The sequence below is a fragment of the Niastella sp. OAS944 genome, assembly GCA_024809215.1.
Classification (GTDB): Bacteria; Bacteroidota; Bacteroidia; order Chitinophagales; family Chitinophagaceae; genus Niastella.
Window position 1 is genome coordinate 1,117,714 of record JANUBW010000001.1, and the last position, 12,145, is coordinate 1,129,858.

The following is a 12,145-nucleotide window of genomic DNA, read 5'->3' on the forward strand; positions in this document are numbered from 1 at the left end:
AAGAAAAAGGTGAGTCGCCAGGAAGCGACCCACCTTTATAAACTATTTAACTTTTTAACTACTTACCTATTTCTGCAAAATAATTCGGATAATCAGTAATAATTCCATCAACTCCATCAGCTATCAGGCTCTTCATTTTCTCTTTATCATTTACCGTCCAGGGAACCAGCTTTACATCTTTGCTGTGACAAAAATCGGCCATCGCCTTGTTCACCAGGTTAAACTCCGGACTGTAAATATGCGGCATAAAGCCCAGGCTTTTCAGGTTGCTATCGAGATTTTTGCCAGCCGTTAAATAACCGATCACAATATCGGGGTACTTTTTGTGAACGTACTGCAGCGGACGCACATCAAATGACTGTATATAAAAACGGTTGCCAATATTTCTTGGCTTTACATCCGCCAACACCGCATCAACCACCTCGGCCGGCGCCGCATTGTATTTCAGCGTATCGAACTTAAGCGAGGTCTTTAATTCAATATTATAAATAGGCTTGGGCAAATTATTGGCAGTTACATATGCTTCTACTGAATCAATAAGTTCGCCCAACAGCGGCAGGCCTGTTTTTACCTGTTTTTGTTGCGGCCAGCCGGCATATGGTTTTGAACCTACGTCAAATTTTTTAGTGTCTTCATAATTCATCTGATGCCATACATATTTTTTAGCATCTGCCTTGGCTATTTCACTGCCATCGGCATACACTGAGTGGGCAACATTTACAAATGGATCATGAGAGATAAGCACTTTTCCATCTTTGGTCAAATACACATCCACCTCAATACAGTTGGCGCCCACTTCAACGCCTTTTTTCATGGCCGGAATGGTATTCTCGGGCATCAACCCACGGGTACCACGATGTCCTTCTTTATAAAAGACCGGATAATTTTGCGGCACCGATAACTTCTTAGAGGCAGTACAGGCCACAAAACCTGCAATCACAGATAATACCAAAATACGTTTCATTATTGTGTCTTTAAATAGTTCAAAAGCAAATACAACAAAGCAGCAATGCCTGCGCCAATGATAGGACCGATTATAGGTATCCAGGCATATTTCCAGTTGCTGCTGCCTTTATGTTTTATTGGCAAAATAGAATGCATAATACGCGGACCCAGATCACGCGCTGGGTTAATAGCATAACCGGTTGTTCCGCCCAGTGAAAGGCCAATGGCCCATACCAGGAAAGCTACAGGTATTGCTCCTAATGAACCTAATCCGATAGGTGATTGCGGGTTCTTGATCTCAGCTTCGGTGAAATAGAAAACTACAAAGAGAAGAACGAAAGTTCCTATCACCTCACTCAACACGTTGAATGTTGTGTTTCGGATGGCCGGCCCCGTACTGAATACTGCAAGCTGTGTATCAGGATCGGTTGTTTCGTTAAAGTGATCTCTATAAATACACCATGCCAGAAATGCGCCCAGCATAGCCCCTACCAGTTGCGCCAGAATATACATGGGCACTTCGCTCCATTGAAATTTACCCGCAATGGCCAGTCCTATAGATACGGCGGGATTCAAATGCGCGCCGCTGTATGGCCCTGCAATTACCACACCTACAAATACAGCCAACGCCCAACCGGTGGTGATCACCATCCAGCCGCCGGCATTGCCTTTGGTTCCTTTCAAGATCACGTTCGCTACAACACCAGCCCCCAGTAAGATCAAAAACATAGTGCCGATGAGTTCGGCTGTGAATGGACTCATACAATCGTTATTTAGGTTAAATTATTCTTGGTTTATAGATATGGGATTCTTTGAAACTTTGCTGATGAAGGGAGCTAAATTGACGAGTAACAATTGACGAGTTAACGAGTCTCAGGCATCTTGCCTTTTCATTAGCACATTATCTCATTAGCACATTATTCCTCTGCCCACGCTTTCGCGGCCCTTATTGCTTTCAGCCAGCCTTTTGTTAATTGAGTGGCATTGTTGCTATCGGGTGAAAAGCTTTTATTGAGCTTCCATTGTTTTTTTATTTCGTCTATGTTCTTCCAGTAGCCTACAGCCAAACCAGCCAGGTAAGCTGCACCAATAGCAGTTGTTTCAGTGATATCCGGACGAATAACTGTTGCCTGTAATACATTGGCCTGAATTTGCAACATCAGATCATTGGCTGTGGCACCGCCATCGACACGCAATTCTTTTATGGGCGAACCGGCATCGGCCTGCATAGCAGTAAGAACATCCATGGTTTGCAATGCAATGCTTTCAATTGCCGCGCGTGCAATATGCGCCGATGTAGTACCACGGGTAATACCCACAATAGTACCACGGGCATGTTGGTTCCAGTATGGAGCACCCAGCCCGGCAAATGCAGGCACCAGGTAAACGCCACCGTTATCAGCTACCTGATTGGCCAGTGCTTCTACTTCCGATGAGTTTTGAATAATATGTAAGCCATCGCGCAACCATTGCACTACTGCGCCACCAATAAAGATGCTGCCTTCCAACGCGTACTGCACTTTACCATCTATCTTCCAGGCAATAGTGGTCACCAGGTTGTTCTTCGACAAAATAGGTTTATCGCCAATATTCATTAACATAAAGCAACCGGTGCCATAAGTATTTTTCACCATACCTGGCTCTGTACACATTTGCCCAAATAAGGCAGCCTGCTGATCACCGGCTATACCGGCAATGGGTATTTGCGCAGCGAGTATCTGAGCATCCGTTTGCCCGTACACTTCGCTCGATGAACGTACTTCGGGTAACATATTAGCAGGTACATCTATTAACTTAAGCAGTTCCTGGTCCCATGCGCAGGTATGAATATTGAACAGCATGGTACGCGAAGCATTGGAGATATCTGTTGCATGCACTTTACCGCCGGTAAGTTTCCAAACCAGCCAGGTATCGATGGTGCCAAAAGCCAGTTTTCCTTCCTGCGCTTTTTTACGGGCGCCTTCTACGTTATCGAGGATCCAGCGGATTTTGGTAGCAGAAAAATAGGCATCTACAATAAGACCCGTTTTTTCCTGTATCAGGCTACCTGACCTTGCTTTTAATTCATCACAAAAAGAAGCAGTACGCCGGTCTTGCCAAACAATGGCATTATGCACGGGTACGCCGGTTTCTCTATCCCACACTACGGTTGTTTCGCGCTGATTAGTGATACCAATGGCAGCAATATCGGTTGCCTTCAACCCCGCTTTGCTTACAGCTTCAACAGCAACGGCTAATTGGGTAGCCCATATTTCGCTGGCATCATGCTCAACCCAGCCCGGTTGCGGATATAATTGTGTGAACTCTTTTTGTGCAATTGATATTATTGAGCCAGACTGATCGAAGATGATAGCCCGTGAACTGGTTGTTCCCTGGTCGAATGATAGGATGTATTGAGGCATGTGTACTGTTTATTAATCGTTAGTAAAATTGAGCTTCTTGTAAAACTGGCATTTGGCCCCCTCCCCAAACCCCTCCCCCGGTGGGGGAGGGGCTTTCTTAATAGGTCAGTTCAAATTTTCAATTTACAAATATGGCTTCAGAATTCCCGCCCACACTTTATACCCCTCGGCATTCAGATGCAATCCATCGAATGTATACTTTTTATCTAACTTATTCAATGCATCGAGAAAATGCGGATGCAGATCTATCAGCGTAATTTTTTCCTCGGCGGCAATTTTCTTCAGCTCTGTATTTACAAATAAAATATGTTCGTCTTTGTTATAATGCTTTTTGAATTGCGTGAACTCGTTATTCACAGGTAACAGGGTATGAAAATAGATCTTTGTTTTTGGCGACTCCACTTTTATTCGCCTGATGATGCGGCGATAATTATTTACAATAAGGGTATCAGGGATATTATGCTCAATATCGTTAATTCCGATGAGAACAAATACTTTGGCCGGCTGTCCTTCGGTTACTTCGTTCAACCTTTCCAGTACGCCATAAGTAATATCGCCCGAGATACCACGGTTACGGGCATTCTTGTTTTGTAACAGCTCGGCCCAGTCAACACCCTGGGTAATACTATTGCCCAGAAAAATGATATCGTCTTTTGAATTGGGATAGCTTTTAAATAATCCTGTTCTTAACTTATATGCTGCAGGACGAATGGCACTATCAATTTTTGCAGCTTCCTGTGCAAGGCCAGTCAAAGAGATCATGAATGTGCAGGAAACAATTCCAAGCATTTTTTTCATATGTGCTGTTATTTGGCCGTAAATATATGTAGAACATAATATCTACGCATTATATTCTGATGTAAATACTTTTCCGAATCTGTCGGTAGCCACCACTTTTATATTTTTCGCAGTAGCCGGTATTACTGAATTGAAAATATGATCTGTCTTCTTTGGCTCGGCAAAACCGCGCGGTTTGGGCAATTGCGGGCCCTCATACAGCAGCACCGCCATGGCATCGAAACCTTTTTCCCGTTTCAGCGCATCGTGTTTAGCGCCATCAACCCAGCACTCCAGTTTCCAGGCAGGATCGTAGTTCCAAACATTCACCTGCAGCTTTTTGCTGGCAGCATCATTGTCATTCACATAGATGCTTACCTGATGATCGGCTTCTCTGCCGGTTGACTGATAATACCAACTCAACTCAGTTCCTTTTACCGAATATACACCATAACCCGATGGTGTTCCATCGCCACAGATGGGGCCCGTCCACCAGGCGCCGCATACCGTGCCATGGTTATGTTCAAATATATCGTTCTTTATTACATTGCGATGGTAATGCGTATGGCCCGACATGATATGTACATTGCGTCCTTTCAGCACCGCATACAATGCATCATTATTTTTTACCTCGTTGTGCACCGGAATGTGCAGACATACAATAACGAGGCTGTCGTTAGGAACAAAGGCCAGGTCTTTTTGCAACCATTCCAATTGTTCTTCCGAAATATAACCATCGTACTCACGGTCTTTACCCAGGTAACGCACATCATCGAGCACTACATAGTGCACCTTTCCCCGGTTAAAAGAGTACCAGGTAGGACCATAGTGTTTTTGAAAGGTATCGTCAGATTTGTCATCACCGCCCTGGTTATAATCCATATCGTGGTTACCAATACACTGGAAGAAAGGAATGCCCATCTTTTCAACAGCCGTATTATAACTTGGGAACAATGCATGGTTATCCCATACAATATCGCCTACCGTTATGCCATGCAACAAAGCGCCATTGGCCGCCGCTACAAACTTTTGAACATCAGGTACCGATTCGGCCATCATACGATCAACATCTTTCTCCGATTTCACCTGCGGATCGGCCCATATAATAAATTGGTGATTGGTATCGTCTACATTCAGCGGTTCAAGTTCAAAATTGAAGCCCTTGCGTTTGCTGATATCCTCTACCATGCGGTAATGGCGTGAAAGTCCTTTTTCATGATTGAACGCATAGCCGGCGGGGGTAGAAACAAAAACGGCTATGGCATTGGGATGTATTTCCAGTTGGTATTTTCCCGACTTATCGGTTTGCACTACGGTAAAACCATCACTCACCACTACTCCCGGCAAACCTTTGCCTTTAGAAAGTACGGCGCCTTTTACTTTCCTTTCAACGGGTACGAATGTTTTTGCAGATGCCAAAGGCGAAAATGCCCATCCTGCAGTAAGCCAACCAAGCGAGGCAATGAATTTGCGTCTTTTCATTATACAGATTACTTTAATCGTGAAACGTGAAACGGCAAACGTGAAATAGTTCACGACAGCGCAACCTCACGCTTAGATCAATAACAGCTTTAGTTTTCTAATTTTATCAGCCCTTATGACGGCAACACTCCGCCACCAGTTGCAAGTACGTGGACAATTGAATTAAGCAAACGTTTGCATTTTCCTTGTCAACCCGTTAACTTGTTAACTCGTCAACTCTACCTCAATATATACCCCTCGGCCAACTTCGTAAACGAGGATACCTGCTCCTTTATCCAACTTTCGTCTTTCCGCAACTCTTTCGCCATAATGATGGCCACTGATTCGGCCATGCGAATACTTTCTTTTGCATCGAGCAGCAGAGCCCTTGTTCGGCGCGACAACACATCTTCAACCGTTCTTGCCATTTCATGTTGTACGGCCCATATCACCTGCGCTTCATGTATTTGTAAACTTTTACTAAGCCATTCGTTTGAATGACCATTCATCAACGCTTTTACTTTTGGCTGGTCGCTGCCATAGAAATACAACGGATCGTTTAAATCAACATTGGCAATGGAGCCATGAATGGCCAAATGGCGGGTAGCTGTTTTCTTATGCGGCCATTGTAATTCTTTCTCAACCCGGTCAACCATATCTTCACCCATTTTGCGGAAGGTGGTCCATTTACCACCAAGGATGGTAAAGAGATGCGAAGGCGTTACCATGATCTTATGGCTGCGCGAAATTTCTTTTGTTTTTGCATTATCTTTTTGCGGCGCTGCCAGCGGACGCAAGCCGGCAAAAACACTCAATACATCGCTTCTTTTCGGTTGCTCTACAAAATAGCGGCTTGCATTTTCAAGAATGAATGCAATTTCTTTTTCCAGCGCATGCGGCTCCAACGAAGCTTCACTCACCGGTGTATCGGTAGTGCCCACCACTACTTTGTTATGCCAGGGTACGGCAAACAACACCCGTCCATCACTGGTAGCAGGTATCATCAATGCATCATTGGCCGGGTAGAATTTTTTATCAAGCACCAGGTGTACACCCTGGCTGGCGGTTATACTTTTTGTTCCGGTAGGATTATCCATTTGCAAGATCTCATCAACAAATACACCGGTTGCATTCACTACTGCTTTTGCTTTGCAGAAATATGTTTTACCGGTTTCTGCATCTTTCAACTGCACACCTGAGATATGCTGGCCATTGTCTTTTGCCAACCCCGTTACTTTTACATAGTTGAGTGCAACACCGCCATGTTCAATAATTGTTTGCACCAGGTTGATGGCCAGGCGCGAGTCATCGAACTGACCATCGTGATACAACACACCGCCCACCAAACCTTCCGATTTTATATTGGGCAGTTTTTGCAAAGCTTTTGACCGGGGAATAAAAACAGAAGAGCCCAGGCTCAGCCGGCCCGAGATCCAATCGTATAATTTAAGCCCGATGGTATATTTCAACCGGTCGAACCAGGTATAAATAGGAATGATAAATGTTTGGTTCTTTACCAGGTGCGGGGCATTGCGCCAAAGCAGTCCACGTTCTATGCTGGCTTCGCGCACCAGTTGAACATCGCCCTGCGCCAGGTACCTTACACCGCCATGCACCAGTTTGGTACTGCGGCTTGAGGTGCCTTTTGCAAAATCGGCCTGCTCAACAAGCAAAACACTATATCCTCTGCTTACTGATTCGAGGGCAATACCTAAACCGGTTGCGCCGCCGCCAATCACAATCAGATCCCATTCTTTTTGAGTATCAAGCCTGTTAATCAAGGCGTTACGACTCTGTACGGTTCCTGCTTCCATTCTGTATCGAAAACTTTCGTTTTATTTCAATTTATTTCAGTAGCAATAATAGTGAAACAATTTGAAACCGTGAATTAAAATGTTTCGAAAGATTGCAAAACCCTTTTTAGCATCATCACAATTACCCAAGGTGCACCTTTTTGCACGGTTAATGGGTAAACTTCTCTCTTCTGAGGTTGAACATCAGGGCTTCAGCCCCATAATTGACGCTCTGGAGTGAGTGCAGGTACTAGAGTGGTTGATAATTTAACTCAGGTTTCATTTTGGAGCGGCCAGGTTTCATTTTTGGGGTTTAATTGGAAGTCAGATAGCAGTCCCGGGCCTACGGACGAATGTAAGGGTTTAAAAGCCTCGTAGGAGCCGGCCACAAACAAAGTACCAGGCCCCTTCGAGGACTTAATCTGCCTTTTTACAGCCTGTAGCTTCTGGCTACGATAACCAGGAGCTATAGACAATTCAACTATGTCAAAGAATGTTGATACCGGTTTCCATGGCAAACATACTTCAACAAAAAATAACGCTCTCCTTGTTTACCAACTTAGGGCAACTTAGGCCAACTTATACCAACTTACGTCCCTTTTTGACGCTTTTGTCGCGTTTTATGAAGGATTGAATTATAAGACAACGGAAAAATTTTCGAATAGTCTTCGGATTTGCTGACAGATTTAGTTGAATTTTCTTCGGGGTTTCTTCGGCATTCTTCGGGCTTCTCCCAGGTAAACCCGAACAATTGCCGAAGGATACACAAACAAAACCCAAACGGCACCCGGGTACCTATGGAAGGAATTGTGAAGCGAGGCAGCGCTTGTCTCGTCTTCATCGGGATTAACTCGACAACCTACCCCGGAACACCTGAGAACCAAAGATTTCCCAAACTTTCACTCTCTCTATCTGCCAAATTTTCATTTAATTTGTTGTGCCATTATGATCTCACAAACCGAACGCCACCAATTCATACTGAACAAACTGACGAAGGAAAGCTTCGTTAACGTACTGGAGCTTTGTAAAGAGCTGGATGTTTCATCTGTTACAATTCGAAAGGATCTGAAACTTTTGGAGGATAAAAACCTTTTATTCCGCACACATGGTGGGGCCACCATCAATAACCCGTATACGGTTGACCGGCCGGTAAATGAAAAGGAGAAATTACAATCGGCCGAAAAAATGAAGATCGGGTCTACCGCGGCACAACTGATCGCCGATAACGACTCCATCATTATCGCCTCAGGTACTACGGTACTGGCGCTGGCGAAGAACATGCCGCCGAAATTGAATCTTACTGTTATCACCGCTTCTTTGCAGGTGGCGCAAGAATTAATAAAACACCCCGATATAGAGATCATGCAGCTGGGTGGCATTCTGCGAAAGAGTTCATCATCAGTAACCGGCCCCTATGCGCAAAAAATACTCACCGATTTCTTTTGCAGTAAATTATTCTTAGGGGTTGATGGTATTGACCTGGAGTTTGGTCTTACCACTACCAGTGTAACGGAAGCACACCTTAACCGCCAAATGATTGAGGTATCGCAAAAAGTAATAGTACTTGTTGACTCTACCAAGTTTGGTAAACGCGGCTTTGGCCGCATATGTGGGTTAGAGGAAATTGATCAGATAATTACGGATAGTGGTATTTCGGAGCACTTTGTTACTCAGTTGGAAAGTCGTGGAATTGAAGTGACTATTGTATAAAATAACTAACTGTGCCGTTCTAATAAGCTTTCTCAGTTATTGAGTTGTTCAGTTGTTCAGTTCGAAGTTCATAGTTCACTGTTCATTGTTCTTTTACCCCCAACTGAATAACTCACAAACTGAACAACTTGTATTAGTTCGTTACACGCATACTCTCCTTCATTAACCGTATCGCCGCTACCATATGGTTCTCTACGGTGTTTTTCGATAAGCGCAGCCTATCGGCAATTTCCTTGTACGAACTGCCTTCTTCCCTGCTCATAGTAAAGATGCGTTTCTTTTGCGGCGGCAGCCGGTTCAATGAGGTCCTATACAAACCTTCCAGTTCTTTATGTAATAAACGGCTATCAGTTACAAATGAGGAAGGCGGCTCTACCGCAGTTTGATCTAACGAAATCGTTGGTACATGCTGTTTACGCAAATGATCAATAAGCCGGTTCTTTACACACCGGTATAAATACGCCGATAACGACAGGTTGCTGTTCAACATATCTTTCTTTTGCCAAACGGCCAGCATAACGTCCATCACTATTTCTTCTGAAACATTTTTATCGGGTATCAGCTTCAACGTATAATTATACAACCTGTAAAAATACTTCTCGAATAAAGTACGATAGGCCTTTTCATTACCGGTGCGCCATAGCTCAATCAGGCAGCTGTCTGAGGTATTCACATTCATATCAAATGGTTTACAATCATTGAAGCCATTAAAATTATTGTTATTATTGCGCTGGCTTTTTACCTGATTTGATATTTGCATTGTACTTTTTGACATTAATGCAGCCATATGGTGAACTACTATAAATACCTGCCGGTTAGTGAGGCGGATGAAAGCTGGGGACTGAGTGTGCTGAATACCGGTTGTACAAAAATTGATGCCGGCTCGCCCTACCCTTATACAACGCATCCCGAACATCATTACTTCAATTGGGAAAAAGGCCGTGTATTACACGAGTTCCAGGTAATTTATATAACAAAAGGCGGTGGCATTTTTGAATCGAAAAGCGGTGGCAAACAAACCATTGCCGAAGGCTCCATATTATTTTTATTTCCTAACGAACGGCATCGTTACAAACCCGATAAAAAAACAGGCTGGAATGAATACTGGGTAGGGTTCAATGGCAATATTGTAAACAACCTGCTTAGCAAAAAATTCTTTACACCCGCCAACCCTGTAATTCCTGTTGGTTATCATGAACCATTATTAAACCTGTTTGAAGAGATCATTGATAAAACAAAAGAAGAAAAAGCAGGTTATCAGCCGCTGATCGCCGGCGCCGTTCTACATTTACTTGGTTATATTTATTCTTTATCGCAACAGGAAAAATTCAGCGGACAAGACATTGATGCCATTGTAAATAAAGCACGATTGTTGTTCCGGTCAAACATCGATCAACACTTTTCTCCTGAAGATGTGGCGCAGGAACTACAGATCAGTTATTCAAGGTTCAGAAAAATATTTAAAGCCTATACCGGTCTCGCACCCGGACAGTTTCAGATACAGTTAAAAATACACAAAGCGAAAGAACTGCTTACTAATACCAATAAATCAGTTAAAGAGATTGCTTTTGAATTGAATTTTGAAAGTAATTTCTATTTTTCAAAACTATTTAAAGAGAAGGTGGGTATGACGCCTGGAGATTTCAGAAATAAGCATCTTAAAAGTTGACATGTTAACAAGTTGACAAGGAAATACAGTTCTTAGTTTTTGGTTATGTATTTTAACTTCTACATTGAAAATTCGTTATTCGACATTCAATATTCCTGTATTTACTTTTTCATTTCTCATTTTTCATTCTTCATTTTTAATTTCCCTGTCTTAACTTCAACATTCTACATTCACCATTCGACATTCTTTATTCAGCCTGGTATTTAAATTGCGTACACCTAGGTAACTTACCCCACCGGGGTAATTCATTCCCATCCCTATACTTGCCTCAACATCCTTTTTTTAAAATGATTCATTAAACAGAAATTATTGGTTATGTTGAGAATTGCACAAATAGCACCGCTTATTGAATCAGTTCCACCCAAATTTTACGGTGGCACAGAGCGCGTAGTAGCTTATTTAACCGATGCATTGGTTAAATTGGGTAATGATGTAACTTTATTTGCATCCGGCGACTCTGTTACAAAAGCAAAATTAATATCAGTTAGCCCTACATCATTGCGATTGAGCAATTGCGTTGATCAAATGGCCGGGAATATTCTACAATTACAGGAAGTGATGGACCGCTCAAACGAATTTGACCTGTTACATTTCCATACCGATTATTTACATTTTCCCGTTACCCGTTATTGCACTAAAAAAACCTTAACCACATTGCACGGGCGGCTCGATATACCGGAACTAAAACCATTGTATCAAAAGTTCAATGACGTGCCGGTGATCTCTATTTCCAACGCTCAACGTAAACCGTTACCCATGGCCAACTGGGTGGCTACCGTTTATCATGGTTTACCACTCGATTTGTACAAACCCGGTAACGGCGAAGGCGATTATGTGGTATTCCTGGGCAGGTTCTCACCCGAAAAACGGGCCGACAGGGCCATAGAAATAGCACGACGCGCCGGCATGAAAATAAAGATCGCAGCTAAAGTTGATAAAGCCGATGAACACTATTTTGATAAGGAGATCCGTCACCTGCTCGATGAACCACATGTTGAATACCTGAGCGAAATAGGCGAAAAGGAAAAAGGTCCGTTGCTGGCGAATGCAAAAGCACTGTTATTCCCAATTGACTGGCCCGAACCATTTGGCATGGTGCTTATAGAAGCCATGGCCTGTGGCACTCCCATTATCGCTTATGCGCATGGGTCGGTACCGGAGGTCATTGAACATGGGAAAACCGGTTTTATTGTAAATAATATGGATAAAGCAGTGGAAGCGTTGCGCAACATTCATTTAATAAGCCGGGAAGAATGCCGGGCCATTTTCGAAAAAAGATTCAGCGATATAGTAATGGCCCAAAACTATATGCGTTTGTATGAACGAACATTACCAAAACAATCAGCCAGAGCAATACACTTAACACCAGCGTTTAGAAAATAGCTTTC

Annotated in this window: 10 protein-coding genes; 3 read left to right on the plus strand and 7 right to left on the minus strand. The window is 43.3% G+C overall.

Annotated features, from left to right (window positions below; genetic code table 11):
* Positions 1-58: 58 nt before the first annotated feature.
* The 6 genes from GGD38_RS04205 to GGD38_RS04230 form a co-directional block, all read right to left on the minus strand.
* Positions 59-964, minus strand: a complete 906-nt coding sequence (locus tag GGD38_RS04205; protein WP_375299273.1) for a glycerophosphodiester phosphodiesterase family protein — start codon at positions 962-964, stop codon at positions 59-61.
* Positions 964-1,707, minus strand: coding sequence for an MIP/aquaporin family protein (locus tag GGD38_RS04210; RefSeq protein ID WP_375299272.1), 744 nt, complete (start codon positions 1,705-1,707; stop codon positions 964-966). The genes GGD38_RS04205 and GGD38_RS04210 overlap by 1 nt, the downstream gene beginning before the upstream one ends.
* Before the next feature lie 155 nt (positions 1,708-1,862).
* On the minus strand, positions 1,863-3,347 hold the full coding sequence (gene glpK / locus GGD38_RS04215; RefSeq protein WP_375299271.1) for a glycerol kinase GlpK: 1,485 nt from the start codon (positions 3,345-3,347) through the stop codon (positions 1,863-1,865).
* A 123-nt stretch (positions 3,348-3,470) separates the two neighbouring features.
* The gene (locus GGD38_RS04220; RefSeq protein ID WP_375299270.1) at positions 3,471-4,145 is read right to left on the minus strand and encodes a GDSL-type esterase/lipase family protein; all 675 of its coding nucleotides are present in this window, start codon (positions 4,143-4,145) and stop codon (positions 3,471-3,473) included.
* Between the two features lie 42 nt (positions 4,146-4,187).
* Positions 4,188-5,606 carry a calcineurin-like phosphoesterase C-terminal domain-containing protein gene (locus GGD38_RS04225; protein WP_375299269.1) on the minus strand — a complete coding sequence of 473 codons (1,419 nt, stop codon included), beginning with the start codon at positions 5,604-5,606 and terminating at the stop codon, positions 4,188-4,190.
* Positions 5,607-5,824: 218 nt separating this feature from the next.
* On the minus strand, positions 5,825-7,399 hold the full coding sequence (locus GGD38_RS04230) for a glycerol-3-phosphate dehydrogenase/oxidase (protein ID WP_375299268.1): 1,575 nt from the start codon (positions 7,397-7,399) through the stop codon (positions 5,825-5,827).
* A gap of 924 nt (positions 7,400-8,323) precedes the next feature.
* On the opposite strand from GGD38_RS04230, the gene GGD38_RS04235 reads away from it, so the two are divergent.
* Positions 8,324-9,088, plus strand: coding sequence for a DeoR/GlpR family DNA-binding transcription regulator (locus GGD38_RS04235; RefSeq protein ID WP_375299267.1), 765 nt, complete (start codon positions 8,324-8,326; stop codon positions 9,086-9,088).
* 133 nt (positions 9,089-9,221) lie between these two features.
* On the opposite strand, the gene GGD38_RS04240 is transcribed toward GGD38_RS04235, so the two are convergent.
* The gene (locus GGD38_RS04240; protein ID WP_375299266.1) at positions 9,222-9,848 is read right to left on the minus strand and encodes an RNA polymerase sigma-70 factor; all 627 of its coding nucleotides are present in this window, start codon (positions 9,846-9,848) and stop codon (positions 9,222-9,224) included.
* 27 nt (positions 9,849-9,875) lie between these two features.
* Here GGD38_RS04240 and GGD38_RS04245 point away from each other — a divergent pair, with 27 nt between their 5' ends.
* Both GGD38_RS04245 and GGD38_RS04250 read left to right on the plus strand, forming a co-directional pair.
* Positions 9,876-10,757 carry an AraC family transcriptional regulator gene (locus GGD38_RS04245; protein WP_375299265.1) on the plus strand — a complete coding sequence of 294 codons (882 nt, stop codon included), beginning with the start codon at positions 9,876-9,878 and terminating at the stop codon, positions 10,755-10,757.
* Positions 10,758-11,072: 315 nt separating this feature from the next.
* Entirely contained in the window at positions 11,073-12,140 is a 1,068-nt protein-coding gene (locus GGD38_RS04250) for a glycosyltransferase family 4 protein (RefSeq protein WP_375299264.1), read from the plus strand.
* Positions 12,141-12,145 lie beyond the last annotated feature (5 nt).